Raw genomic sequence first — 24833 nt, forward strand, 5'->3', positions numbered from 1 at the left:
CATGAGCGGCGCAGTCATCCACGGCAACACCGTCTATCTCGCCGGTCAGGTCGGCGAAGGCGAGAGCGTTGCCGAACAGTGCAAGTCGGCGCTCGCCGAGGTCGACCGTCTACTCGCTGCTGCAGGTTCCAACAAGTCGAAGATCCTGCAGACGCTGATCTACCTCTCGGACATGTCCTACTTCGCCGAAATGAACGCTGCCTGGGAAGCCTGGGTCGACCCGAAGAACACGCCGGCCCGCGCGACGAGCGAAGCCAAGCTTGCAGCTCCGAAGTACAAGGTCGAGTTCACCGTAACTGCTGCGATCGACTAAGCTTCACAGCATATGCCAACACCAAAGCCGGTGAGTTCGCTCACCGGCTTTTTGTTTGGGCAATCTCCGACAGCGTGCGCGTCGGCGTGATGGCTTCCGGATCGAGCTTGACCTCGATGATCGCCGGTTTGCCGCTGGCGCGAGCACGCTCGAAGGCTGGCGCGAAATCCTCCGTCGTCTCCACCGTCTCGCCGTGGCCGCCATAAGCGCGGGCAAGGGCTGCGAAATCCGGATTGGTCAGATCGGTGCCGCTCACACGGCCCGGATACTCGCGCTCCTGATGCATGCGGATGGTGCCGTAGATGCCGTTGTTGATGACGATGGCGATGATCGGCAGCTTGTACCGGACGGCGGTCGCGAATTCCTGACCATGCATCAGAAAGCAGCCGTCGCCCGCAAAGCAGATGACCTCGCGCTCGGGAAAGCGCTGCTTGGCGGCAACGGCAGCCGGCAATCCGTAGCCCATCGAGCCTGATGTCGGCGCGGCTTGCGTATTGAACTGCCGGAAGCGATGGAAGCGGTGCAGCCAGGTGGCGTAGTTTCCTGCGCCGTTGGTGAAGATCGCATCCGCTTTCGTGTTGCCCTCGATCCATTCCATGATCGGCCCCATGTGCACGGTACCCGGGCCGGTTTGCGGCGGCTTCGACCAGGAAAGATAGGCCTCGTGCATGCGTTCCGTCCGCTCCGACCAGCGCGGCTCGGCGGGCGCTTCGAGATCGGCAAGTGCGGCGACGAAGTCTTGCGGCGAGGCTGAGATCGCAAGGTCCGGGCGATAGACGCGGCCGAGTTCGGAGGGATCGGGATGGATGTGGACCAGCGATTGTGCCGGGTAGGGGATGTCGATCAGCGTATAGCCCGATGATGGCATTTCCGACATGCGGCCACCGAGCAAAACCAGCAGGTCGCTTTCCTTGATCTCTTTGGCAAGCGCCGGATTGATGCCGATGCCGACGTCACCGGCATAGCCCGGATGCAGGTGATCGAAGAGCATCTGGCGGCGGAAGGAGCAGCCGACCGGCAGCTTGAACCGCGCGGCGAAGTCCTGAAAGTCGGCCACCGCATCCGCATCCCAGCGTGTTCCGCCGAGAATGACCATCGGACGCTCGGCCCGAAGCAGCCGCATGTAGAAATCGTCGACCTGGCGGCGGCCGGGATGAGCTGCGACACGCGCATAAGGCCTGGCACGCGGCGCCTCCACCTCATCACGCAGCATATCTTCAGGGAGCGTCAGAACCACGGGGCCCGGGCGGCCGGAGGTGGCCATGGCAAAGGCACGGGTGACGAATTCCGGGATGCGTGCGGCGTCATCGATCTCGCCGACCCATTTGGCATATTCGGTGAGCGCGCGGCGAAATTCGACCTCCTGGAAAGCCTCGCGTTCGCGGGCATCGCGTTGGACCTGGCCGATGAAGAGGATCATCGGAACCGAGTCCTGCCGCGCGATATGCAGGCCCGCCGTGGCGTTGGCGGCGCCGGGGCCGCGGGTGACCATGCAGATGCCGGGTTCGCCGGTCAGTCTGCCCCAGCAATCGGCCATCATGGCGGCCCCACCTTCCTGGCGGCAGACGATCACTTCGATTTCGCTGTCGTAAAGGGCATCCAGCACGGCGAGGAAGCTTTCGCCGGGGACACAGGAAAGCCGTGACACGCCGTTCGCCTTTAGCGCTTCGACAATCAACTCGCCGCCGGTCTTCTTCATGATGCGGGTTTCCTCTCCCTCTGTGCGCGCTCCAATTCCTCGAGCTCCGCCAGAACTTCTTCCTGATGCTCGCCGAGCCGGGGGCTCGGCCTTTCGTAACGCAAGGGCGTTTCGGAAAGCACGATAGGCGTCCTAACGCCAGGGATCACAGTTCCGGCCGCGTCTGGGAGATCCACACGTAGTTCGCGCGCCTTGATTTGCGGATCGGCGAACATTTCCTCGATCGTGTTGATTGCGCCGGCAGGCACCGCATTTGCTTCGCAGGCTTTCAGCAGGTCGGCCTTCTGCCACGTCAACGTCTCCGTCGAAACCAGACGGCGTACCTCGTCGCGGTTTGCGACGCGCGCCTTGTTGGTTGAAAAGCGCTCGTCGCCGGCGACGCCTTCGATACCCAAAATGGTGCAGAGGCGCCGAAACTGGCCGTCATTGCCGACAGCGAGGATGAGGTAGCCGTCTGCAGCCGGCACGACCTCATAGGGCGAGATATTCGGGTGCGCGTTGCCGAGCCGGGCCGGTGCCCGGCCGGAAATCAGGTAATTCATGTTCTGGTTGGCGAGCACCGCGGACTGTACGTCGAGCAGCGCCATGTCGACGAGTTGGCCCTCTCCGGTTTTCAGGGCGTGGATGAGGGCCGCCTCGATCGCCGAGACCGCATATATGCCTGTGAAGATGTCGGCAGTGGCAACACCCGCCTTCATCGGCTGGCGATCCGGCTCGCCGGTGATCGACATGAAGCCGGACATGCCCTGGACAATGTAATCATAGCCCGCGAGATTGGCGTAGGGACCTGTCTGGCCGAAGCCGGTGATCGAGCAATAGACGAGTTTCGGATTGACCTTGCGCAGGCTCTCGTAATCCAGCCCGTATTTCACCAGCCCGCCGAGCTTGAAATTCTCGATCAGCACATCGGCGGTGGCGACCAGCCGGCGCACTAGCGACTGGCCTTCCTCGGTCCTGAGGTCAGCGGTGATCGAACGCTTGTTGCGGTTTGCGGAATGGTAGTAGGCGGCCGAGAGGTTTTCGCCGTCCGCCCCCTCGACGAAGGGCGGGCCCCATTGGCGGGTATCGTCGCCGCCTTCCGGATTTTCGACCTTGATGACGTCCGCGCCGAGATCGGCGAGCATCTGGCCTGCCCAGGGACCGGCCAGGACGCGGGCGAGTTCGATGACCCTGATGCCTGATAGCGGTGGCTTCTTGTTACTGCCCGTCATGTTCCTCCCGAGAACGGCTCACGGCGCCCGTGTGGATTCAGATGTATCGGATACCGGCCTGGATGCATAGCGCCGCTCGCGCAAGAGAATGTAGAGGCCTGAAGCGATGATGACCAAAATGCCGAGCCATTTGATGGCATCCGGGAAATCGCCGAAGACCAGCCAGGCGAAGATCGTTGCCGAAACGATCTCGAAGTACTGCAGAGGCGCGAGCGTCGAGGCTGGTGCGGAGCGATAGGCGTAGACGCCGAGTATGCCGGCGATGGCGGCCATCACGCCGACACCTGCAAGGTAGAAAAGGGCAATTGCCGAAGGCACAACCGGATCGAAGACGTCCGAGCCGGTGCCCTGGCCGATGAAGAGCAGGATGGCGCAGAACAACATGCCCCAGAGACCCGTCTGAAACTGCATCGCCCAAGGGTCTTCCCGGTGCGACAGCACGCGGGTCATCAGCGCGAAAATGGCGATGCAGAGCGCGCTGACCACCGGCAGGAGCGCCACGAACCCGACTTCCTGGAAGCTCGGCTGGATGATCAGCATCGCTCCCAGGAAACCGACGCCGCAGGCCGTATATCGCCGCCAGCCGATGGTCTCCTTCAGGAAGATGCTGGAAAGGATCGTCAGGATGATCGGTTCGACGAAGAAGATCGCGATCGCATCGGCAACCGACATGTATTTCAGCGTTGCCACGAAGCTCACCATGGAAATGGTGATGATCGCTCCGCGGATCGCATGGTAGCCGCTTTGCCGCCATGTAAAGGCCGCCCAGCTCCGCCGCAAAAGTACGACCGGAAGCATGCAAAGTGCTTGAACGACGAAGCGAGCCAAGGTGATTTCCGCGGACGGAATTGTCACGATCGCCAGTTTCGCAAAGATATCGATGATCGGCGACACGAGCACCGAAAGGAACATGAGCAGCAGGCCCATTGTTACTTCGGAGGAGACATTTGTGGTCGTCGCGGCGCTGCTCATTCCAAGGTCCTTTCGTCAGGACCTTGCGGTTGCTTTATCGCACCAATCGGCAAAGGCGGAAATTGCAGCTTCGGCACCGATCTCATTCAAGGTTTCGTGCCGCATGTCCTGATATATCTGAGTGCTAATACGGGAGAAGCCGTGGCGCTTCAATCGGTCCGCCAGCCAGATCACTGCTTTTCCGCGCTCGGTCGCCGGATCCTCGCCGCCGCCGACGAGGTGGATCGGCAGGTCTTTGGGCAGCTTGTCCAGATGCTGCTCCTGCGGCGCGCGGAAGGTGAGGGCGAAGATGTCGAGCCAGAGCGAAACGGAGGCATCGAAGCCGCAAAGCGGATCGGCGATGTATTTGTCGACCTCGTTAGGGTCGCGAGAAAGCCAGTCGAATGCCGTCCGCTGGCCGGGGATGGATTTGCCCCAGGTCTCGAAAGTAAGTCGTGGTAAAAACCCGCTTGGAACGTCCGAGCCTTTCAGGGCTTTTTCGGCAAGCAGGATGGCTTGGGCGGCGCGGCCTGCAAGACCAACCGCGAAATTCGAATTCCACACGGCAACCGCGTTGAATTTTTCGGGATGGGTTATTGCCGTGTTCAGCGCGACAAGCCCGCCCATGGAGTGGCCGAAAACGATGACCGGCAGGCCCGGATGCCGCGAGGCCGCATGATCGCGCATTGCTGCGACGTCGGCGGTGACGCGGTCTGCACCGTCACGCCGCGCGAACTGGCCGATCGGAGCGCCGCTTGCCGCCGTTGCGCCATGGCCGCGGTGATCATGGGCGTAGACGTGATAGCCGCGCGCGGCCATTGCGGCTGCAAAGCCTGCGTAACGCTTGGAATGCTCGGCCAGGCCGTGCAAAATCAGCAGAATGCCGCGCGGCTGGCCATTGGCTGGCTCATGATGAAATGCGAGCGCCGTTTCAGGCGCCTCAAGCCATTGTGTCTGCAAATACATTTTCTATGCTCCTGGCGGCAACAGAGCAGATCGCCCGGCAAATGCAACATGGCCCATCGATTTTACGGTGCATTTCCTTGCGATTCAGGGTTGCAGACAGTTTGGCTTCATGCTTAGTTGTTCCTGTAATGTTCTTTGTTGGAGAGCGTGATGAGCAGGGTTTTTCTGTGTTTTGCAGCGTATCTCGTGTCGTTGGTCGTTGCCGGTGCGGCGCTGGCTCAGGAGGAACAGGGGAGGACACGCTTCATTCTGGCCGCAAGCTGGCAGCCGGCATTCTGCCAGACAAATCAGCAGAAGCCGGAATGCAGCAGCCAGACGAAGGAGCGCTTCGACGCGACGAATTTCTCGCTGCATGGTCTCTGGCCGCTACGGCAGAACTATTGTGGCGTCTCGAAGGACGTGCAGGCGGCAGACAAGGACGGTGATTGGCAAAAGCTGCCCGAGGTCAAGCTGACGCCTGAGAATACTGCAACACTCGCGAAGGTGATGCCCGGAACGCAGTCGCGCCTCGAGCGCCACGAATGGACGAAGCACGGTACCTGCGCGAAGATGAGCGCCGACGACTACTTCGGCGTCGCGACCCGCCTGATCGGTGATCTGAACGGTTCGGCTGTGCGCGAGCTTTTTGCCGAAAATGTCGGCAAGACGCTCAAGGCGGATCAGATCAAGGCGGCGTTCGACAAGAGCTTTGGTGCGGGAGCGGGTGAGCGCGCCAAGATGAGCTGCCGCCGCGCGGGCGGCGTGCGCGTGATCAGCGAACTGACGATCGGCTTGTCGGAGGATGCGGGTTCGGCGGAGAAAGCCGGCGCGGGTCTTGCAAAACTCATTCAAAGTGCCGGCCACACCTCCTTTGGGTGCGATCAAGGCGTCGTTGACGCCGCGGGGTTCTGACGGAAAAGACTGCCGTTAATGCCGAGAGAAGCCGGTTTCGGCGTTGCCCGGGCGCCGGCTTTCGCCTACATAGCGGCCACGGTTTTCAAGTTTCCGCCCGGAGCAGCGCATAATGGCACGTCAGTTCATCTATCACATGGCCGGCCTCAACAAGGCCTATGGCAACAAGAAGGTGCTGGAAAACATCCACCTTTCTTTCTACCCCGATGCAAAGATCGGCATCCTCGGCCCGAACGGCGCCGGTAAGTCCACCGTGCTCAAGATAATGGCGGGCCTCGACAAGGAATGGACGGGCGAGGCTTGGATCGCCGAAGGCGCAACGCTCGGCTATCTGGCGCAGGAGCCGCAGCTCGATCCGTCCAAGGACGTGATGGGCAATGTGATGGAAGGTGTCGCCGACAAGAAGGCGATCCTCGATCGCTACAACGAGCTGATGATGAACTATTCCGACGAGACGGCCGAAGAGGGCGCCAAGCTGCAGGATGTCATCGACAGCCAGAACCTCTGGGACCTCGAGAGCCAAGTCGAAATGGCCATGGACGCGCTGCGCTGCCCGCCAGGCGATGCGCCGGTCGACAATCTTTCGGGCGGTGAAAAGCGCCGCGTGGCTCTCTGCCGCCTGCTGCTTGCCCAGCCGGACTTGCTGCTGCTCGACGAACCGACCAACCATCTCGACGCCGAGACGATCGCCTGGCTCGAAAAGCACCTGCGCGAATATCCGGGCGCCATCCTGATGGTCACCCACGACCGCTACTTCCTGGACAATGTCACCGGCTGGATCCTCGAACTCGACCGCGGCCGCGGCATTCCCTACGAAGGCAACTATACGGCCTACCTCCAGGCGAAGGCGAAGCGCATGGCGCAGGAAGGCCGCGAAGAAGCCTCCCGCCAGAAGGCGATCTCCCGCGAACAGGAATGGATTTCCGCCAGCCCGAAGGCGCGCCAGGCCAAGTCGAAGGCGCGGATACGCGCCTATGACGAACTTGTCGCGGCGGCCGAGGATCGCCGTCCCGGCGACGCGCAGATCATCATCCCGATCGGCGAACGCCTGGGGCAGGTGGTCATCGAGGTGGAGAACATTTCCAAGACCTATGGCGACCGCGTCCTCTTCGAAGACCTCACCTTCAAGCTGCCGCCGGGTGGCATTGTTGGCGTCATCGGCCCGAACGGCGCCGGCAAGACGACGCTGTTCCGATTGATCACCGGCCAGGAAACGCCAGATTCCGGCAACGTCCGCATTGGCGATACCGTGCATCTCGGCTACGTCGACCAGAGCCGCGATTCGCTCGACGGCGGCAAGACCGTCTGGGAAGAGATTTCCGGCGGCAACGACATCATCAAGCTCGGCAAGTACGAGATGAATTCGCGCGCCTATTGCGGCGCCTTCAATTTCAAGGGCGGCGACCAGCAGCAGAAGGTCGGCAACTTGTCGGGTGGCCAGCGCAACCGCGTGCATCTCGCCAAGATGCTGAAGGCCGGCGGCAACGTGCTTCTGCTCGACGAGCCCACGAACGACCTCGATACGGAAACGCTGGCGGCTCTCGAAGACGCGCTCGAAAACTTCGCCGGTTGCGCCGTCATCATCAGCCACGACCGTATGTTCCTCGATCGCCTGGCGACCCATATCCTCGCCTTCGAAGGCGACAGCCATGTGGAATGGTTCGAGGGCAACTTCGAGGATTACGAAAAGGACAAGATGCGCCGCCTCGGCGTCGACTCGATCAACCCGCATCGGGTGACCTACAAGCGCCTGACGCGCTGATCTCTCTATCCCTTTTACATCGAAAGCCCCGGCAGACGCCGGGGCTTTTGCTGTTTCAGCCGGTCGTTTTTGGATTAGCGAATTTCGTGAACAGAGCGGATTCTTGCTTGCCAGCCCTTCGCAAATCACATAAAGATATCTTTATATGTTGATTGGGTCGACTATGGCTGAGTTTGTCAGACTGGGATTGGATGCGCTGGTGGACGTCTTGAAGGCGGCCGGCGAACCCACTCGTCTTCGCCTTCTGGCGCTTCTCGCCGGAGGCGACCTGACGGTGACCGATCTTACCGAAATTCTCGGCCAGTCGCAGCCCCGCATTTCGCGGCATCTCAAGCTGCTTGGCGAGGCGGAACTGATCGACCGCTATCAGGAGGGCGCCTGGGCCTATTTCCGGCTGAGGCAGGACGGCAGGGCGGCGGCGCTGGTGCGCGTGCTCCTGGCGCATGCATCCGAGAACGATCCGGTCATTCTGCGCGACGGCGAGCGCTTTGCTACGGTGAAGCGTCAGCGGGCCGAGCGGGCGCAAGCCTATTTCAGCCGTAACGCCGCCGAGTGGGACGAGCTTCGCCGACTGCATGCCGCCGACGAGGAGGTAGATGCCGCCGTCATCAAATTGCTTGGCAATCAGCCTGTCTACTCGCTGCTCGATCTCGGCACGGGGACCGGCCGCATGCTGGAACTGCTGTCCGGGGTCTATCGCCGCGCGATCGGGGTCGATGCCAGCCGCGACATGCTGAGCGTTGCCCGCGCCAATCTCGACAAGGCCCGGATCACCAAGGCGTCGGTGCGGCATGCCGACATTCTGAACCTGCCCTTCGAGGGACAGGACTTCGATCTTGTCACCATCCATCAGGTTTTGCACTTCCTCGATCAGCCGGAAGTCGCGATCGCCGAGGCAGCCCGAATGCTCGCGCCCGGCGGACGTCTGATGGTCATCGACCTCGCGCCGCACGGGCTCGAGTATCTTCGCGACGAGCACGCGCATGTTCGCCTCGGTTTCTCGCACCAGGCCATGTCCGACTGGTTGCACAAGGCGGGGCTCGACGTGGAGCAGACCGTCGATCTTCATCCGGGTCTGCAGGGCGAGAAGGGGCTTACTGTCACCATCTGGCTTGCGCGCGATCCGAGGCGCCTCATTGCATCCGAGGGCGCAGAAACAGTATTGGCCGGAGAGATATAAAATGGCTTTGAAAACCGGTAACCGCCGCAATATCGGCATTTCCTTCGAGTTCTTCCCGCCGAAATCGGAGGAAATGGAAGGTCAGCTCTGGAATGCCGTGGCCGAGCTGCAGGACTGGAACCCGGACTTCGTCTCGGTAACCTATGGTGCTGGCGGCACGACGAAGGCGCCGACACTGACTGCGGTCACACGGTTCCTCAACGAGACGCCCCTTGCGACGGCATCGCACCTCACATGCGTCGGTGCCACGAAGGACGAGACGCATCAGGTGATCGACAATTTCCGCAAGGCCGGCGTGAAGCACTTCGTGGCGCTGCGCGGCGATGCGCCGGGCGGGGCGGGAGCTCCCTATCAGCCGCATCCGGGCGGCTACGCCAACGCGGCCGCCCTTGTCGCCGGTCTTCGCGAGATGGGCGATTTCGAGATTTCGGTTGCCGCCTATCCGGAAAAGCATCCGGAGAGCAAGGATGTGGCGGCCGATATCGACATGCTGAAGCGCAAGGCTGACAATGGCGCCGATCGCGCGCTGACGCAGTTCTTCTTCGACAACGATAGTTTCGAGCGTTATCTGGAGAAGGTGCGGGCCGCGGGTATCAAGATCCCGATCGTGCCGGGTATTATGCCGATCCAGAACCTGACGCAACTGAAGCGTTTTGCCAGCGCTTGCGGCACGGTCATCCCGGCTGTTCTCGATGAGCGCTTTGCCGGTCTCGACGACAAGGTGGAAGAACGGCTGAAGGTTGCGGCAGATGTCGCCGTCGAACAGATCGAGGATCTCGTTCGCCGTGGCCTGCACGAATTTCATCTTTATACCATGAACCGCTCGCCGCTTGTCTCCGCTGTGCTTGGTAACCTCGGCCTCGAGCGGGAAGGCGCGAAGAGGGCCGGTGCGGCTGCCTGAGGGCTAACCTCGTACCCAATAAGAAAGCGCATGCCGGGCGGCCGGCATGCGCTTTCAATTGGTTGAACTGTTAGCCTCTTAGGAGCCTGGTATTTCAGTCATGGGGTTCGTCTACGTCTCAAATAAAGAGCATGGACAAGACGAACGCGAACGCTGCACTAACCAACAGGACATTCAAGGATCGTGTGATACCCATGTCTGCCTCCTCGCGTTAACGGCGGCATAATATGTCTGAATTGTGTCGGCTGGGAAGCGATTTCCATGCTGCAACGCAGCGGCAGCTTGTGAATAAAGCGGCTAGCCATGAGCTAACCATTTGGAATTAGCTGCTAAATCACGATGAAATTTTTTTCACGCAATTTAACCGCGCGTTAAAATTGGCGACCGGCCGTTAACGCTAGCGGCAACATCAAGGCATGGCCGGAAACTATTGACATTACGGCAAAAAATGAAATCGCGCCCCGGCTTTGCCGGGACGCGGTCGAAATTGGCTGCTTCGCGAAATTGCGGGCTGCTTAGAGGGCGTCCAGCAGCCCGAGTGTCGCCCAGCCGTCGGCCGGCATTCCGAGACGCTGTTGCTCCTTCTGGATCGCCACACGCGTGCCGGAGCCCAGGATGCCGTCGATCTCGCCGACGTCATAGCCCTTGGACTGCAGCTTGGTCTGCAACTCTTTCATCTGGTCATTCGCCAGGCCTTGTTCCGGGGTCCCCTTGAGGTAAGGCTGCGCGCCCTCAAAGCGGGTGGCGAAGTAGGCGGCCGACGTCGTGTAGATGAAGGACTTGTTCCACTCGAGATAAATCTTGAAATTGGGATAGGCGATGAAGGCCGGCCCGTGGCGGCCCTGCGGGAGAACGAGGGCGCCCTCCAGATTGCCGAAGCTGGTGTTGCCGTCGCGCGGCTTGACGTCGAGGGCGAACCATTCGCCCGCCGTCATGCTGCCTCCGAGACCCGACTTTTCCCAAGGAAGATCGTCGGGCAGGGTGACTTCCTGCAGCCACGGCTGGCCGCGTTCGAAACCCAGATGCTGGATGAACTTCGCAGCGGTCAGGATCGCGTCCGGGCCGCTCTGCTTCAGGCGTACGTGGCCGTCGCCGTCTCCATCCATGCCGTAAGCGACGATATCGCGCGGTAGCATCTGCACCTGGCCGATCTCGCCTGCCCATGCGCCGGTATTGGTCGCCGGGTCGAGGTCGCCGTGCTGGACCATTTCGACCAGCGCGATCAGCTGCGGGCGGAAAAGTTCGGGGCGGCGGCAGTCATGTGCCAGCGTGACAAGGGCGTTGCGCGTGTTGAAATCGCCCTGCACGGCGCCGAAGTCCGTTTCCATTGCCCAGAAAGCGGTAATGACGCCTGCCGGAACGCCATAATCCTGCTCGGCCTTGGCGAAGACATCGGCGAACTGCTTGATCTTCTGGCGGCCGATATCGAGGCGGGCCTGGCTGACGGTACGCTGCGAGAATTCAAGGAATGTCTGCTTGAAGACGCCCTGCGCACGATCGCGGCTGAGGACCTTCGGATCGATCTGTGCGCCGGCGAGCGCCTTGTCGGCTGCTTCGGCAGAGGCGCCGGCGGCAACGGCATCTGCCTTCACGCCAGCCAGAAACTCGGAGAGATCACCGCCACAAGCCACGGCAGGAGCCTGAGGCGCCGCGGACGGGGCAGCGGACGCCGCCGGAGCCATTGCCTGCTCCTGAGCAAACGCTGTGGCGGCTGAGGTGACTGCAAACAAAAGAGCAAGTGCAGAGCGGCTTGCGAGCGAGCGGTGCATTGGGTCGTCCTTATATCCGAAAGAAATGTCTCGCTCTTTCACAGATGAATGTGACGGAAGCAAGAAAGATCAGCGGACGTTGCTACGAATTTCGGTCCTTGGAGACGGTTGCGACCCAATTGGTCCAGTTCTTGGCAGAACCGGCAAACACGTTGATGTCCGCAGGCCCCTTGATGCCGGGGATCACGCCGGTCGAAGTGTATTGCCAGAAAGCCCAGCGGCGTCCGGCATAGGTGACTTCCGGATGCTTGGCGGTGGACCGCACCCAGAAGTGATAGTCTTGAAAATAGCCCGCGAGATTGTCGCGGTGAAAATCGACTGACGTATAGATGATCGGCCGCTTGCCGTAATAGGCTTCCAGGCGGTCCATGAAGCGCTGCATCTGAGCCCGAACCGTTGCGGGATCGGGCCGGAAACGGCAGGTCGGCGATTCGCCGTTCCACTCGACGTCCAGGACCGGCGGCAGCCGCATCGATTCCCGCGGGACGTTCTGGATGAACCAGTCGGCCTGCTCGTCGGCGGACGAGCAGAAATAGTAGAAGTGATAGGGGGCATGCGGGATTCCGACAGCGCGGGCACGCTGCCAGTATTCGTTGAAGCGCGGGTCGAACCTATCCTTGCCTTCGGTTGCCTTGATGAAGGCAAACGCGACGCCGGAATTCTTCACGGTCTGCCAGTCGATATCGCCCTGCCACTTGGAGATGTCGATGCCGTGGATTTCGTTCCGGTTCGGGTGGTTGGCCCCGAAATCCTGCGGGTCGGAATCCTTGAAACGGGTCTGCGGCTTTACGGATGCTGTATCGAGATAATCATATCCCGCTGACGTACAACCGGCGAGCATCAACGCCAAAGGCAGGACGCATAACAAAAGCCGGCGCATGGATGTCCCGTCGTGAGCCGAGTGATCTGCTTGCCCCACAGTCTGACCTTCGAATGACGAGTTTCAGTAGAGGAATCCCCCTCATTCCAGCATATCAACGTAAAAAATCGGTTAGTTTCAAGCTAATTATGAACGCTCGGAGACAATAGACGCCCGCCAGGCGTAGCCCCGGCCGATCTGCTCGAACGACAATCTCGCCTTATTTTCATGAGCTTGCGCTTCCAGAACTTCGCGCAAATCGGCTCGTGGCGTGACATGAAATTTTCCAAGCCATGCCTTCAGCATCGTCCGGAACCAGCGCGGCAAATCCTCCTGCTGGCCGAAATCGACGATGTGCAACTGTCCTCCCGGGTTCAATGCGGCGATTGCGGCATCGACCGCGCGTTGCCAATCGGGAATCATCGAAAGCGCATAGGAAATCAGGATGCGGTCGAAACCGCCGAGCCCGAATTCTCGCGGCGTGAACGCCGTGGCATCGGATACCCGAAAGTCAGGAATCGTGGCTTTCGTGGCGAAGGTCTTGCGCGCCGAGATCAACATTTCCTGCGAAATGTCGAGGCCATAGAGCTTGGCGCGGGGAAAGTGACGATGTGCGAGCGCCAGATTGCGGCCGGTCCCGCAGCCGACTTCCAGCAGCGTACCGCCTTCCGGAACATCCAGATGACGGATCGTCCGGTCGCGGCCGAGCAGGTAGTATTTGCGGGTCAGATCATACACGTGGCGCTGGTAGCGATACATGCCATCCATCAGATTGGCATGTCTTTCTGCTTTGCTCTCCACGATGGTGCGGATCTCGGTCACGCCTTCTTCCCGTAGATGTGGAAGCCGCCATAGATCGCCGAGCGGTCGAGCACGGTCATATCGCGGGACTTCTCCTCGAAATATTCCCACTGGTCGCGGATCGCCGCAGAAAGGCGGCCTTCGATGACGCTCTTTTCGGCAGCCGTCCGGAAAATGACGCGGGCGCCGGGGCGGGCTGTGCGGCTGATCTCCGCCCACAGATCGTTCAACTGCTGATCGGTCATCCAGTCCTGCGCGTCGAGCAGGACATAGCGGTCGCGGGAGGCGGCCGGCTCGCCGGCGAGAAGCTCGGTGAAGCTTGCATGGTGGACATTGACGCGATCGACGTTGGCGCGGATCACTTCGTAGTGCTCCGGCTTCAGGTAAGTCGGAAGCGGGCCTTCGTCTGCAGCCGCGTAACGGCGGCCGAAGGCTTGCCAGGCGAAATAGTTCTCGCGCATCGGGAAATGGCAGGCGAGCTTTTCGAGGCGATGCTTCAGCACCGGCGCGATCGACTGATCGGCGGCGAGGCTCGCAAGTTCGTCATATTGCTGCGGCGGGATACCGAGCCCGAAAAGGGAGCTCTTACGTCCAGTGATCCAGCGCACGACGGGTTTTTCGAAGAGCGGCGCAACCTGCTCGTCGAAGAATTGCCGCTGTTCGCGGATCGAACCGGTTTTCGTCATTTGCCGGAGATCGACGCCGTGCAGGCGGGCGAGCAGATGGGCCGCGCCGATGAAGCGGCCGAGCAGGCCGGTTTCATAGATGTTGCGGTCGAAGACGGTGATGCGGCGGCGACCGAACTTGCGGCCGTTCCAATAAGAGCGCGTCGCTTCGTCGAGGCTAGGCGAGAGAAAGCGGTCGAACGCATGGCTGTTCGAGCGCTCGTTGGGCATGGCGAGGAAGCGGACGAGATCGGCATGGCTCGGAAGATGCCGGAAGGCGGCAAGCTTCAGGCGGTTCAGCGCGATGTGATGCGGGTTGAGATCGACCACGTCGATGGAGGCGGGTGCCTTGGAAAGATAGGCAAGCATGTTGCAGCCGCCCGAGCCGATCGTGACGATGCGATGGTGCGGCTGCAGTTCCATGGCCTGCATGTCGAGGTCCGGATCTTCCCAGATCTGCGGATAGACGAGGCCGGAAAAGAGCAGGCCGAAAAGCCGTTCCGAAAAGCCGTCCTTGGAAAATGCCTTGTGGCGGAGAAGAGCGTCCTTGAGTTTCCGGTTCTTGCGGAAGCCGGTATCCGGTGCAAATTCCGTCATATGAGTCTGTCACCCTTTTAGCGTTCAGGGCGTGTAGCGCGTCCCTGCTACAGTTTGATGACGCAGACTGTGGGTAGGCTTTCTACAGGAATTGACTGTCACGAAACGCCGTTTACGTCGTCATGCTCTTTTTTGTGAAAGCGTTTCCTGCTTCTCTCCGTTCGTGGAGGGAATGATATGCGACCTATTCGGCGTACCCTGAAGGCGCTCACTGCAACCATCGTCGCCATCGTGGCTGGTGGGGCGATCTGGCTTTATGTTCGGCCACCGGAGCTCCTGCGCGTCGGTGACGGCTATGCAGCAAAGATCGTCTGCTCGAACGTGTTCATGGCAGGACGGGATCCGCAGGCAGTCCTCAATAACGATGTGCAAGCGCCCGGCAATCCGCTGTTGCGCCTGATACGCGTTTCGGTCGATCGCGAGCAGGGGCGTGTGACGGCGCGCATCCTTGGTCTCTTTGCACCCAGCTATGCTCTCTATCGCGGGGTTTTCGGCTGCACGAGCGTGCCTGACGGCGATTTCGAGGCTGCCGCCAAAGCCACGCCCTTGGATCCAGTTCCGCCTGCCGAGGAGAACACCGCCCTGTGGCCGGAAGGCGAGGGCGTTGCCGCCGCCAATGATGGAGAACTGGCGTCTTTGTTGGCGAACGAGGCGCTCGCCGGTCCGCAGATGCGCGCGATCGTCGTCGTTCACAATGGCCGGATCGTCGCGGAACGCTATGGCGAAGGGTTCAGCGCAAAGACGCCGCTGCTCGGCTGGTCGATGACCAAGACCGTCAACGCGGCGCTCGTCGGTCGCGCGATGTACGAAGGAAAGGGCAATTTCGAAACGACCAGCCTGTTGCCGGAGTGGAAGGACGATGAGCGGTCACGCATCAAGCTCCGTGACCTGCTGGGGATGGAGAGCGGTCTTGCCTTCAATGAGAATTACGGCAGCGTCGCGGATGTAACGCGTATGCTCTATCTCGACCCCGACATGGTTACGCTTCCCGCCAATGCGCCATTGGAGGCGGAGCCGGAAGAGCGTTTCCGCTATTCGAGCGGCACATCGGTCCTGTTGTCGCGGATATGGATGGATTGGATCGGCGGCCAGCAGAAGGCGCTTGCCTATCCGACTGACGCGCTTTTCAGACCGCTCGGTATGTCGAGCGCGGTTCTCGAAGCTGATGCTCGGGGCACCTTTGTCGGCAGTTCGTATCTCTACGCGACGGCGCATGACTGGGCGCGTTTTGGACAGTTTCTGCTGCAGGACGGCGTCTGGAACGGCCAGCGGCTGTTGCCGGAAGGATTCGTCGGCTTCATGCGCACGCCGACCCGGTCGTCGGGCGGCACATATACTCAGGGCCAGGCATGGCTCGCTGCCCCGGGCGGCGATACGAGCACCGAGGCCGGGCTGCCGGAAGATACATTCTGGCTGGAAGGGCACGACGGGCAGAGCATGGCAATCGTGCCTTCCGCCAATCTCGTGTTTGTCCGGATGGGGCTGACGCCAAGCTCGCTAGGCTACAAGCCGCAGGTGCTGCTGAAACAGGTGCTGGCCGCGCTGCCGGCCAGTTGACTAGGCATTACAGGCGGGGTGGTTTTTAGTAGGTGCCCTGGGCGATGTCCGTCATGCCCTTGCGTTTTGCATCGTAGTAGTAGCCGCGGGCATAGAGCTTGACGGCGTCTTCTTCATTGCTGTTCGAAACGAGCCATGCGCCGCGCAGATATTTCGCGGCATATTTGATGTTGGTTTCGGCATCGAGCAGGCCGTTGGGCTGGCCGTCATAGCCCATCGATTTCGCCGTGTTGTACTTGATCTGCATCAGGCCGAAATAACCGCGCTTGTTGTAGGCGTTGGGATTGTAACGGCTTTCCCGATGCACGACGCGATGGATCAGCGATTCAGGGACTTCGTAGAGCTTCGAGTACTTGCTGATCAGCTTGCTGATAAAGCTTTTTTCAACGGTGGGAGCGGTGTCGACGTCGCTGTCGCTGAACATCGGCGGCGCGGCCGGCGGATCCATCGGGGCGGACTCGTCGAACGTGAAGTCCGACATCGAGCGCTGCGTCGCGCCAATGGAAGCAATGGCGGCCAGAGCGCCACTCTGCGGCGTCGTCGCCGCGAAGGCAAGCTGGGTCGATGGCGAGGGCGGAGTGCCCGGGCGCGGCGTGGGCACGACCGACTGGATCGCCGTCATTTCCGGCGTCAGCGGGATCTGGGTTGCCGCGGCCGCCATCTGTTGCATGGCGGGATCGGCAAGAGCTTCCGTCCCAGGCATAGTCATCGCGTCGGCGGTGAGGGCCGGTGTTGCCTGCGGGCTGGCCGCGGCGAATGCGTCTGCGGGCTGGCTGGTGCCGTCAGCGGCCGGTACCGCTGCCATCATCATTGCATCTTCGCCGGGCTTGGGGGTCGGAACAACGGTCTGCACGGCGGTCAATTCCGCCAGGGACGTGTATTCGACGGTCGAGCATCCCGCAACGCCGCCCAGCATCGTCAAGACAAGGCCGCCTATCAGGACGGATAACCCCTTCGCTACCATTCTGTCACTTTCGCGATTCGCGCCGCCCTGGCAGCGATTAAGTTACTGAAAACCTAAGCCCTGATTTTTCCATTAACTTATTCGTGGTTGTGTCGCAACCCACCCAGCCTCAGGCGGCGATGCGGCGATAGCCCGCGGTCACGGCGCCGGCGGCGATGAGCAGCGTTCCACCGGTACGGTTGACCGTGCGCTGCACGCTTGCCTTGCGGATCAGGCCGCGCGCGGCATTCGCAAGAAGCGCATAGCAGGAAGCATTGATCGTCGCGAGAATGAGGAAGGTCAGCTCCATGACGAGCATCTGTTCGAAGAAGGGATTCGCAGGATTGAGGAACTGCGGAACGAAGGCGACGAAGAAAACGATGCTCTTCGGATTGAGCGCCGTCACGATATAGGCGTGCAGGAAGATCTTCAGTGACTTTTGATCCGGCAGGTTGTCGTTGTCAGCGACCGGTTCGGTGATGATCGGCGAGCGCCAGAGCTTGATACCGAGGTAGATGAGGTACGCACCGCCGATCCACTTCAGCACCGTGAAAAGCGTTGCCGATGCAGCCAGGAGCGCGCCCAGTCCGAAGAGGGAAGCCGTCATCGCGGTGAAGTCGCCGAGCGCCACGCCGCTGACAGTCGCCAGCGCCGTCTTGCGCCCATGGCCAAGCGCGTAGGACACGACGAGCAGGATCGTCGGTCCCGGAATGGCCAGCATGATGGCGGATGCAGCGGCGAAAGCGAGCCAGGCTTCGAGCGACATGGAATCTCCTCCTGTTCCTTAGGAACTAAGCAAAGACACCATAGTCGCCCTGCGTCAATCATACTTCCTGGTATTTTTGCCCCACCGTTTCCATCACTTCGGCGAACCATTTGGTCGAGAGGTCGAAGGGCTTGCCGCCCTTGATACGCGGAAATTCGATGGTCCGGAGTTTGCCGTTTTGCGCTTCGTCGTGACCCGTGACGCCGGAGACCTTGTTGAGCGCGCTTTCGACGGCCAGGTCGACCATGCTCTGGATGAGACGAAGGTCGTCGGCATTGGCGGCCGCCGAGCGGGCAAAATAGCCGGATTTCTGAACCAGCGAGCGCTCGGCATTGAGCAGGTTGGCGAACTGCTTCTGGAACCAGCCGCCGACGTTGATCGTGTCGATCTTCACATGTCCGAAGGCATCACGCTTGATGGTGTCGCCGGCGGCTTCCCGCTCGGCGACAATGGCATCGAGGCAGGCACCTTCCGAGACGAAGACGGTCGCGTGACCGGTCCTGTCCATGATCTCCTTGAGGCGTTCGGCCTCGGCCTGCAGGTCAAAGGCCATCTCAGGCAGGTAGACGGCATCAATGCTCTTCAGACCGGCATTCATCATCAGCCCGTCGACATATTCATAGTTCTTCGTGCGGCTCAAATAGGCGCGGGCGGTTGCCGCCGTCAGCCAGCCGCAGTGACGGCCCATGACCTCATGGATGACAAGTGTGCGCGGTGCTGCACTCTGCTCATTGCTGACATTGTCGAAGAAATGCGCGCCGACTTCGGCAGCCGTCCAGGCGCCCAGAGACTGGCGGATCGGCACGACATCGTTGTCGACCGTCTTCGGCAAGCCGACGACGGTGAGGTTATAGTTGTTGGCGGCGAGATAGGCGGCCAGATCGGCGGCTGTCGTGTTGGTGTCGTCGCCGCCGATGGTGTGAAGGATGGTCACGCCGTCATTGGCAAGGCGCTCTGCCGCCACACGCAGCGGATTTTCGCCCTCCTTGACCAAACCGCGCTTGACGCAGTCGGCGGCGTTCGTGAGCTTAACCCGGCTGTTGCCGATCGGTGAGCCGCCAAAGCGATGGAGAAGCGGAGCCTTTTCGCGCATCTCCTTGCTGATCACGACGCTATCGCCAAGAAGCACGCCCTGATAGCCCGATTTATAGGCAATGATTTCGAGATCGGGGGCGACATCAGTGTAGCGTTCGATCAGGCCGCCGACGGCAGAAGAAAGACAGGGCGCCAGGCCTCCGGCGGTCAGCATTGCTACTTTCTGTTTGGCCATTTTTCCCTCCTTGAGCGTTCGGATGTGCTTACCTCTCGCATGGATGCGGCACGAAAAGAACGCTGTAAAGTAAAGAATTTACGAAAAAGAGGCGGGCTTCGCCTCGGGCGCTCATCTAATCGTTTCAAGCTTGGATGCGGGCCGGAGAGCCGCTGTGGAAATCGTATGCGGGCAGAGCGTAGCGTGGGGTGAGAGGCCCGATCGGGGCACCCGATCGCCGATCACGTCTAAGAGTCCGTTTGAGAACGTCAGTGGCTGATACGTCGGAGCAGAAGACCGTCCATGGCGACCATTTGTCCTCAGCTGAGTTCTTGGGCGAGTCCGATGAGAAGCCCTTCAGGCACACGGATGTAGCAGAGCCGATACGCGTCTTTATACTGGACTACTTCGCCTACGAGCTGCGCGCCGCGCGCGCGGAGCCTTTCAAGCGTGTCGTCGATGTCGTCCACGGTGAACATGGCGCGGAGGTAGCCCAGGGCGTTGACCGGGGCGTTCCGGTGATCTGCGACGACATCAGGCGTGAGGAAGCGGGAAAGCTCGAGCCGGTTGTGGCCGTCCGGTGTGCGCATCATGGCAATCTCGACACGCTGATCGCCCAGTCCCGTGACACGTCCGGCCCATTCTCCTTCGATCGTGGCCCGTCCTTCGAGATCGAGGCCGAGTTCGCGAAAGAAATCAATCGTCCCCTCGAGGTCTTCGACGACGATTCCTACGTTGTCCATCCGCTTGAGCGCCATGTTTCTAATCTCCGAGATGTCGTCGCAATCTACAAGGTGTCGCCGAGTCTAACAACGAACGCTTGAGGTGCGCCGCATCTAAGAACCACGACTGTTACCGGATTGTGAAAAGTGTTTTCGATAGTGCGACCAATGGCTGCCTTGCAAAGGCTTCGATTATTTGATCAACCTGTCTCTTACATGTTGCGATGCGAGAGACTTTGATGTCCTTCTGGGAAAGATTGCTGAATGCCATCGGTAGTGCTGCGGGCAACGTGCTCTCGGCGGTGGTCGAGGCTGTCCGCACCGTTTTTGAGGGTGATCCGGAGACCCGCCGCAAGGTGGCGATCTCTGTTGCCATCATCGCGCTTTCCGCGAAGATGGCCAAGGCGGACGGCATCGTCAGCGAGAAGGAAGTCCAGGCTTTCCAGGATATCTTTGAATTTCCGCAGGACCAGGCGAAGAACGTCGCGCGACTCTACAATCTTGCGCGTCAGGATATCGCTGGTTACGAAGCCTATGCCGCCAAGCTGTCTTCGCTCTGCATCAGCTGCGCTGCCAATTGCTCGGTACTGGAAGATGTGCTCGACGGCCTCTTCCACATCGCCAAGGCGGATGGACTGGTGCATGAAAAGGAGATGAATTTCCTTCGCCACATCGGCCAGATCTTCGAGATGAGCGACGAGCGTTTCGAGCAGATCGCTGCGCGCCATGTTTCGATTGGCCGCGACCCCTACAAGGTTCTCGGTGTTCTGCCTTCCGACGACTTTCCGACGATCCGCCGCCGCTATCACGTCCTGGTCAGCGAGAACCATCCCGACCGGCTGATTTCGCGGGGCGTACCCAAAGAGTTCCATGCGATCGCCAACGAGCGCATGGCTGCCCTCAATGACGCCTATGCGACGATCGAGAAGGAACGTCGCGCCGCATGACCACATTCGCGGCCGATTACCGCAAGGCTTCCGTGCAGCCGTCGCCGAACCATGGCGAGCGCGCCGGCGGTCGCAAGCCGGATATGATCATCCTTCATTACACAGGCATGTCCTCTCACCAAGAGGCGCTTGCCTGGCTCTGTCGCGACGAGAGCCAGGTCTCCAGCCACTATTTCGTGCATGAGAGCGGCGATGTCGTTCAGCTCGTGCCGGAGGAACGGCGGGCGTGGCATGCGGGCAAGAGCAGCTGGCGCGGTGAGGGCGATATCAACTCCCGGTCCATCGGCATTGAAATCGCCAATGCCGGACATCCCGGCGGGCTGCCGGATTTTCCCGAAAAACAGATTGCGGCAGTCATAGAATTGTGTCGCGATTGTGTTGAACGTTGGTCGATTAAGCCGGAATTGGTGCTCGGACACTCAGATATTGCGCCGGTTCGCAAGGTTGATCCGGGCGAAAAATTTCCTTGGGGCGAATTGCATAGATCAGGCGTAGGGCACTGGGTCGAGCCGGCACCGATCACCGGAGGCCGCTTCTTCCAGCGCGGTGACCGCGGCCAGCCGATCGAGGCGCTGCAGTCCATGCTGTCCCTCTACGGTTATGCTACGGAAATCACGGGCGAATTCAGCGACAAGACCGCCGGTGACGTAGAAGCTTTCCAGCGGCATTTCCGGCAGGAACGGGTCGATGGAATTGCCGATTTTTCGACGATCGACACGCTGCATCGTCTGCTTGCGACGCTGTCGCGGTATTCGTGACATCCGTGTGACGTTCCGAGCAACTTTTTTTCCAAAAATGCATTGACAGGCGCGCTGCCACATCCTTTCCCAATTATCTCCTCATTACGATGGTCTAACCTCAGTCACTGAGCGGGGCTCGTCCGGTTTTTTGTGTGTAACCGCGGGCGTCAAATGAAACGATGAGAATTGCTGCGGCATGTTTCCAGTTCTTGGGACGTGTAACCGGACGACTGCGCCGCGCGCGATCCAGCTATTCTTTGGGCCGGAGTAATTAGACTAGATGAGAGATATGCTTATTGGTGCGGCGGCGTGCGCGAGCGCGTTGCTGATAGGGTATGGCTGCGCTTTTGCTGACGATACGGGAAACAAGACTAAGGATGAAACCCTGACGGTGAACTTCAAGACCGTCGATCGCCAGAGCGGTTATGCAATCCCGGATTTCGAGACCCTCAAATATTCCATTTTGATCGTCAAATACGCAAAGGAATATGACGTCCCCGTCGAGCTTGCTCGGGCCGTCGTTCGCGTCGAAAGCAATTTCGATCCGGATGCACTCGGCAGCGCGGGTGAGGTCGGGCTGATGCAGATCAAGCCTGCGACGGCGCGCATGATGGGTTACACAGGTACCAAGAAGGACCTTTTCGATCCGGAGACGAACATCAAATACGGCATGAAATACCTAGCGGGGGCTCATGAGCTCGGCGGCGGGGAAACCTGCGGGACGATCCTTAAATACAACGCGGGCCATGCGGCGAAGCGCATGAACCCGGTTTCCAAGGCCTATTGCGGCAAGGTGCTGGCGCTCATGCAAGGCGCGGCAGAAGTGGCTGAAACGGCATCGATTTCGAACCCGACTTAAGAGTATGAATCAAGCTAACCGCCGTGTTATCTGACCTCGAAAGCGAGGTGAGACATGGCGGCTGATTTCAAGACGATCATTCTTGGGCGTGGCATGATGGGTGCGGCGGCGGCCCGCCATCTCGCCGGCATGTCGGATGGTATTGCGCTGATCGGGCCGGGTGAGCCGGCGGATCGGAAAAGCCATCATGGCGTCTTCGCCAGCCATTACGACGAAGCGCGCATCACCCGAACCTTCGACGATGATGTCGTTTGGGCGACGCTGGCGGCCCGTTCGCTCGACCGCTACGCGGAGATCGAGGTCGAAAGCGGCATACGTTTCTACACGGAGGCGGGATGCCTCTTTGCCGGACCGCCTGCGGTCCGCGGTGAGAGCTATCTCGGTCGCGCGCTCGATGTGGCGGATGAGATGCAACTCCCCGTCAAATCGCTGCCGCCGGACGAGCTTTCGCGGCGCTTCCCGCAATTTGCGTTCAACCTCACCTTTCACGGCTACCTGGAGAGCCGCAGGGCAGGGCATATCAACCCGCGCGCGCTCGTCCGCGCCCAGGCTCTTCTTGCAGAGAGAGGCGGCGTCAGGTTGATCGATGCAACGGCAACTGCGGTTCGCGATGCAGGCTCGCATGTGGAGGTGACCGCTGGCAGCGTGCGCTACACGGCGGAGAAGGTGCTCGTCGCCGCCGGCGGTTTCAGCAATTTCAATAATCTCCTGCCGCGCACGGTCGACATCCGAGTCTCGGCGCGGACGGTCGCCTTTTATGAACTCGGTGCAAGCGAGATGGAGATCTTCGGCGCCATGCCGTCGACGATCGTTTTCGGCGACCGTGAGGAGGATCATGTCTATATCCTGCCGCCGGTACGCTATCCCGATGGCAAGGCCTACCTCAAACTCGGCGGCGATACGGAAAGCCGTGTGTTCGACACGCTGGCGGCGGCAAGCGAATGGTTCCGCGCCGACGGCGACAAGGCCGAGCGGGAGCATCTGGCGGCGATTGCCTCGACCATCATGCCGGGGCTTAAGTCCTCCCCGGTTACCTCGGCGCCCTGCGTTGCGACCTACACGAGGGATGGCTATCCCTATGCCGGCTTTACGGATTCACCGCGGATCGCAGTCCTGACCGGGGGCAATTTCGTCGCCGCAAAATCGTCGGACGAGCTCGGGCGTCTTGGTGCCGTGCTGATCTGCGAGGGCGGTCTCGGTGAAAGCGACTTCGGCGAGGAACTGACGCCGGTCTTCCGGTAAGGCAAAGAGGCATTCATGGCAGCGGATTTCAAATATATCGTCGTCGGACGGGGCATGATGGGGGCGGCGGCCGCGAAGCATCTCGCGAAGCAGACGGACGGCGTGGCCGTCATCGGTCCCGACGAGCCGGAAAACCGCAAGGCGCATGAAGGCGTTTTCGCCAGCCATTATGACGAGGGCCGCATCACCCGGACCGTCGATCCGGATCGGGATTGGGCGCTCCTCGCCAATCGCTCGATTGCCCGATATCCGGAGATCGAAGCGGAGAGCGGCATTGCGTTCTACACCGAAGCGGGCTGCGTCGTCGTGGCGCCGACAAAGAGCGATTACATCGCCAAGACGGCGAACGCCGCTGCCTCACTCGGGGTGGAAACGAGACGGCTGGACGACCCCGGCCTCAAATCAGCGTTTCCCTTCTTCGCCTTGCCAGAAGGGAGCGAGGGCGTCTTTCAGGCGAAAGGCGCCGGTCACATCAGTCCGCGCCGGCTGGTGAAAGCGCAGTCAGTTATCGCCGAGAAGGCGGGCGCCACGGTCGTTCGTGATTACGTGACGGCGATCCGCGACGAGGGCCGCGTTGCCGCAGTCGAGACTTCCGGCGGACGGACCTATACGGCCGAAAAGGTGCTGCTGGCCGCGGGCGGTTTTTCCATTGGTCAGAATCTGTTGCCGCAATCTGTTGGCATATCGGTTCATGGTCGCACGGTTACGCTGTTTGAGGTCAGCGATGCGCAGGCCGCAGAATTTGGCGCCATGCCGTCGCTGATCCTCGAGGCTCCCGATATTGACATCTACCTGCTTCCGCCGATCCGTTATTCTGATGGGAAGTACTATCTGAAGGTCGGCGGCGACCCCGATGACTACCGGCTTGAGACGGAGAAGGAATTGCGCGCCTGGTTCAGGACCGACGGCCGCCCGTCGGCGCGCGATCATCTCATGGCCATTGCGCGTCGACTTGTTCCGGATATGAGACCGCTGTCCGTCTCGACGGCGGCCTGCGCAGTGTCGCACACGAAGAGCGCCTATCCGATGATCGGCTACACGTCCTCGCCGAACATAGCCGTTCTGACCGGCTGCGCCGGGACGTCGGCGAAGAGTTCGGATGAGATCGGCCGTCTCGGGGCCGAGCTGCTGCTTCAAGGCGGAATCGGAGATCAGGGCTACCGCACGGATTTCAAACCCGCTTTCCGGTAAGACACCGATATTTCCGGTGGTAATTGGCAGCGCTCTCGACTATTTGAGCCAT

23 protein-coding genes are annotated in these 24833 nt (G+C 60.7%); 11 read left to right on the forward strand and 12 right to left on the reverse strand.

The features are described from left to right. The first annotated feature begins 1 nt into the window (after position 1). The gene (locus ACPYOI_RS01885) at positions 2-313 is read left to right on the forward strand and encodes a RidA family protein (protein ID WP_481422500.1); all 312 of its coding nucleotides are present in this window, start codon (positions 2-4) and stop codon (positions 311-313) included. A gap of 40 nt (positions 314-353) precedes the next feature. Here ACPYOI_RS01885 and ACPYOI_RS01890 read toward each other — a convergent pair whose 3' ends face one another. Genes ACPYOI_RS01890 through ACPYOI_RS01905 form a run of 4 tightly spaced genes read right to left on the reverse strand, consistent with a single transcriptional unit; the run spans position 354 to position 5140 of the window. Continuing rightward, complete coding sequence (locus ACPYOI_RS01890) at positions 354-2012, reverse strand: thiamine pyrophosphate-binding protein (protein ID WP_481414805.1); 1659 nt, start codon at positions 2010-2012, stop codon at positions 354-356. Next, complete coding sequence (gene caiB / locus ACPYOI_RS01895) at positions 2009-3223, reverse strand: succinate--glutarate CoA-transferase (protein WP_481414804.1); 1215 nt, start codon at positions 3221-3223, stop codon at positions 2009-2011. The genes ACPYOI_RS01890 and caiB overlap by 4 nt, the downstream gene beginning before the upstream one ends. 18 nt (positions 3224-3241) lie before the next feature. After that, positions 3242-4195 (reverse strand): DMT family transporter, encoded by a 954-nt coding sequence (locus ACPYOI_RS01900; protein ID WP_481414803.1) that lies wholly within the window; start codon positions 4193-4195, stop codon positions 3242-3244. Between the two features lie 15 nt (positions 4196-4210). Beyond that, positions 4211-5140, reverse strand: coding sequence for an alpha/beta fold hydrolase (locus ACPYOI_RS01905; protein ID WP_481414802.1), 930 nt, complete (start codon positions 5138-5140; stop codon positions 4211-4213). Between the two features lie 150 nt (positions 5141-5290). Here ACPYOI_RS01905 and ACPYOI_RS01910 point away from each other — a divergent pair, with 150 nt between their 5' ends. The 4 genes from ACPYOI_RS01910 (at position 5291) to metF (ending at position 9874) form a co-directional block, all read left to right on the forward strand. Further along, positions 5291-6031, forward strand: a complete 741-nt coding sequence (locus ACPYOI_RS01910) for a ribonuclease T2 family protein (protein WP_481414801.1) — start codon at positions 5291-5293, stop codon at positions 6029-6031. Positions 6032-6143: 112 nt separating this feature from the next. After that, positions 6144-7793, forward strand: coding sequence for an energy-dependent translational throttle protein EttA (gene ettA, locus ACPYOI_RS01915; protein ID WP_481414800.1), 1650 nt, complete (start codon positions 6144-6146; stop codon positions 7791-7793). 163 nt (positions 7794-7956) lie between these two features. After that, positions 7957-8973 (forward strand): ArsR/SmtB family transcription factor, encoded by a 1017-nt coding sequence (locus tag ACPYOI_RS01920; protein WP_481414799.1) that lies wholly within the window; start codon positions 7957-7959, stop codon positions 8971-8973. A 1-nt stretch (position 8974) separates the two neighbouring features. After that, a complete protein-coding gene (gene metF, locus ACPYOI_RS01925) occupies positions 8975-9874 on the forward strand; it encodes a methylenetetrahydrofolate reductase [NAD(P)H] (protein WP_481414798.1) in 900 nt (299 codons plus the stop codon). Positions 9875-10389: 515 nt separating this feature from the next. Here the strand turns inward: metF and ACPYOI_RS01930 are convergent. The 4 genes from ACPYOI_RS01930 to ACPYOI_RS01945 form a co-directional block, all read right to left on the reverse strand. Continuing rightward, complete coding sequence (locus ACPYOI_RS01930) at positions 10390-11643, reverse strand: lytic murein transglycosylase (protein ID WP_481414797.1); 1254 nt, start codon at positions 11641-11643, stop codon at positions 10390-10392. Between the two features lie 82 nt (positions 11644-11725). Further along, positions 11726-12523, reverse strand: coding sequence for a glycoside hydrolase family 25 protein (locus ACPYOI_RS01935; protein WP_168830664.1), 798 nt, complete (start codon positions 12521-12523; stop codon positions 11726-11728). A 126-nt stretch (positions 12524-12649) separates the two neighbouring features. Continuing rightward, positions 12650-13270, reverse strand: a complete 621-nt coding sequence (locus tag ACPYOI_RS01940) for a class I SAM-dependent methyltransferase (RefSeq protein WP_481414840.1) — start codon at positions 13268-13270, stop codon at positions 12650-12652. A 50-nt stretch (positions 13271-13320) separates the two neighbouring features. Continuing rightward, positions 13321-14565 (reverse strand): BtaA family protein, encoded by a 1245-nt coding sequence (locus tag ACPYOI_RS01945; protein WP_481414796.1) that lies wholly within the window; start codon positions 14563-14565, stop codon positions 13321-13323. A gap of 177 nt (positions 14566-14742) precedes the next feature. Between ACPYOI_RS01945 and ACPYOI_RS01950 the strand changes: the two genes are divergently transcribed. After that, positions 14743-16122, forward strand: coding sequence for a serine hydrolase domain-containing protein (locus ACPYOI_RS01950; protein ID WP_481414795.1), 1380 nt, complete (start codon positions 14743-14745; stop codon positions 16120-16122). 25 nt (positions 16123-16147) lie between these two features. Here the strand turns inward: ACPYOI_RS01950 and ACPYOI_RS01955 are convergent, their stop codons facing one another. From ACPYOI_RS01955 to ACPYOI_RS01970, 4 genes are all read right to left on the reverse strand, one after another. Continuing rightward, positions 16148-17086 carry a transglycosylase SLT domain-containing protein gene (locus tag ACPYOI_RS01955; protein ID WP_481414794.1) on the reverse strand — a complete coding sequence of 313 codons (939 nt, stop codon included), beginning with the start codon at positions 17084-17086 and terminating at the stop codon, positions 16148-16150. A 109-nt stretch (positions 17087-17195) separates the two neighbouring features. After that, the gene (locus ACPYOI_RS01960; protein ID WP_481414793.1) at positions 17196-17831 is read right to left on the reverse strand and encodes a LysE family translocator; all 636 of its coding nucleotides are present in this window, start codon (positions 17829-17831) and stop codon (positions 17196-17198) included. A 58-nt stretch (positions 17832-17889) separates the two neighbouring features. Further along, complete coding sequence (locus tag ACPYOI_RS01965; protein ID WP_481414792.1) at positions 17890-19101, reverse strand: pyrophosphate--fructose-6-phosphate 1-phosphotransferase; 1212 nt, start codon at positions 19099-19101, stop codon at positions 17890-17892. A gap of 299 nt (positions 19102-19400) precedes the next feature. Further along, positions 19401-19838 (reverse strand): VOC family protein, encoded by a 438-nt coding sequence (locus ACPYOI_RS01970; protein WP_481414791.1) that lies wholly within the window; start codon positions 19836-19838, stop codon positions 19401-19403. A gap of 203 nt (positions 19839-20041) precedes the next feature. Here ACPYOI_RS01970 and ACPYOI_RS01975 point away from each other — a divergent pair, with 203 nt between their 5' ends. The 5 genes from ACPYOI_RS01975 (at position 20042) to ACPYOI_RS01995 (ending at position 24781) form a co-directional block, all read left to right on the forward strand. Continuing rightward, positions 20042-20749 (forward strand): TerB family tellurite resistance protein, encoded by a 708-nt coding sequence (locus ACPYOI_RS01975; protein ID WP_481414790.1) that lies wholly within the window; start codon positions 20042-20044, stop codon positions 20747-20749. Next, positions 20746-21507, forward strand: a complete 762-nt coding sequence (locus ACPYOI_RS01980) for an N-acetylmuramoyl-L-alanine amidase (RefSeq protein WP_481422501.1) — start codon at positions 20746-20748, stop codon at positions 21505-21507. The genes ACPYOI_RS01975 and ACPYOI_RS01980 overlap by 4 nt, the downstream gene beginning before the upstream one ends. Positions 21508-21769: 262 nt before the next feature. Then, on the forward strand, positions 21770-22348 hold the full coding sequence (locus tag ACPYOI_RS01985; RefSeq protein ID WP_481414788.1) for a lytic transglycosylase domain-containing protein: 579 nt from the start codon (positions 21770-21772) through the stop codon (positions 22346-22348). 54 nt (positions 22349-22402) lie between these two features. Further along, positions 22403-23590, forward strand: coding sequence for an NAD(P)/FAD-dependent oxidoreductase (locus tag ACPYOI_RS01990; RefSeq protein ID WP_481414787.1), 1188 nt, complete (start codon positions 22403-22405; stop codon positions 23588-23590). Between the two features lie 15 nt (positions 23591-23605). Then, the gene (locus tag ACPYOI_RS01995; protein WP_481414786.1) at positions 23606-24781 is read left to right on the forward strand and encodes an NAD(P)/FAD-dependent oxidoreductase; all 1176 of its coding nucleotides are present in this window, start codon (positions 23606-23608) and stop codon (positions 24779-24781) included. The last annotated feature ends 52 nt before the right edge of the window (positions 24782-24833 follow it).

The organism is Rhizobium sp. SVR5-2C, from assembly GCF_056755115.1.

Bases quoted from the DNA above. Each gene is read 5' to 3' on its own strand.
- ACPYOI_RS01940 (WP_481414840.1), bottom strand. From the start codon at position 13,270: ATGGATGGCATGTATCGCTACCAGCGCCACGTGTATGATCTGACCCGC.
- ACPYOI_RS01990 (WP_481414787.1), top strand. From the start codon at position 22,403: ATGGCGGCTGATTTCAAGACGATCATTCTTGGGCGTGGCATGATGGGT.
- ACPYOI_RS01960 (WP_481414793.1), bottom strand. From the start codon at position 17,831: ATGTCGCTCGAAGCCTGGCTCGCTTTCGCCGCTGCATCCGCCATCATG.
- ACPYOI_RS01910 (WP_481414801.1), top strand. From the start codon at position 5,291: ATGAGCAGGGTTTTTCTGTGTTTTGCAGCGTATCTCGTGTCGTTGGTC.
- ACPYOI_RS01945 (WP_481414796.1), bottom strand. From the start codon at position 14,565: ATGACGGAATTTGCACCGGATACCGGCTTCCGCAAGAACCGGAAACTC.
- ACPYOI_RS01935 (WP_168830664.1), bottom strand. From the start codon at position 12,523: ATGCGCCGGCTTTTGTTATGCGTCCTGCCTTTGGCGTTGATGCTCGCC.
- ACPYOI_RS01885 (WP_481422500.1), top strand. From the start codon at position 2: ATGAGCGGCGCAGTCATCCACGGCAACACCGTCTATCTCGCCGGTCAG.
- ACPYOI_RS01950 (WP_481414795.1), top strand. From the start codon at position 14,743: ATGCGACCTATTCGGCGTACCCTGAAGGCGCTCACTGCAACCATCGTC.
- ACPYOI_RS01890 (WP_481414805.1), bottom strand. From the start codon at position 2,012: ATGAAGAAGACCGGCGGCGAGTTGATTGTCGAAGCGCTAAAGGCGAAC.
- ACPYOI_RS01980 (WP_481422501.1), top strand. From the start codon at position 20,746: ATGACCACATTCGCGGCCGATTACCGCAAGGCTTCCGTGCAGCCGTCG.
- ACPYOI_RS01985 (WP_481414788.1), top strand. From the start codon at position 21,770: ATGAGAGATATGCTTATTGGTGCGGCGGCGTGCGCGAGCGCGTTGCTG.
- ACPYOI_RS01930 (WP_481414797.1), bottom strand. From the start codon at position 11,643: ATGCACCGCTCGCTCGCAAGCCGCTCTGCACTTGCTCTTTTGTTTGCA.
- ACPYOI_RS01905 (WP_481414802.1), bottom strand. From the start codon at position 5,140: ATGTATTTGCAGACACAATGGCTTGAGGCGCCTGAAACGGCGCTCGCA.
- ACPYOI_RS01920 (WP_481414799.1), top strand. From the start codon at position 7,957: ATGGCTGAGTTTGTCAGACTGGGATTGGATGCGCTGGTGGACGTCTTG.
- ACPYOI_RS01970 (WP_481414791.1), bottom strand. From the start codon at position 19,838: ATGGCGCTCAAGCGGATGGACAACGTAGGAATCGTCGTCGAAGACCTC.
- ACPYOI_RS01965 (WP_481414792.1), bottom strand. From the start codon at position 19,101: ATGGCCAAACAGAAAGTAGCAATGCTGACCGCCGGAGGCCTGGCGCCC.
- ACPYOI_RS01900 (WP_481414803.1), bottom strand. From the start codon at position 4,195: ATGAGCAGCGCCGCGACGACCACAAATGTCTCCTCCGAAGTAACAATG.
- ACPYOI_RS01955 (WP_481414794.1), bottom strand. From the start codon at position 17,086: ATGGTAGCGAAGGGGTTATCCGTCCTGATAGGCGGCCTTGTCTTGACG.
- ettA (WP_481414800.1), top strand. From the start codon at position 6,144: ATGGCACGTCAGTTCATCTATCACATGGCCGGCCTCAACAAGGCCTAT.
- ACPYOI_RS01975 (WP_481414790.1), top strand. From the start codon at position 20,042: ATGTCCTTCTGGGAAAGATTGCTGAATGCCATCGGTAGTGCTGCGGGC.
- ACPYOI_RS01995 (WP_481414786.1), top strand. From the start codon at position 23,606: ATGGCAGCGGATTTCAAATATATCGTCGTCGGACGGGGCATGATGGGG.
- metF (WP_481414798.1), top strand. From the start codon at position 8,975: ATGGCTTTGAAAACCGGTAACCGCCGCAATATCGGCATTTCCTTCGAG.
- caiB (WP_481414804.1), bottom strand. From the start codon at position 3,223: ATGACGGGCAGTAACAAGAAGCCACCGCTATCAGGCATCAGGGTCATC.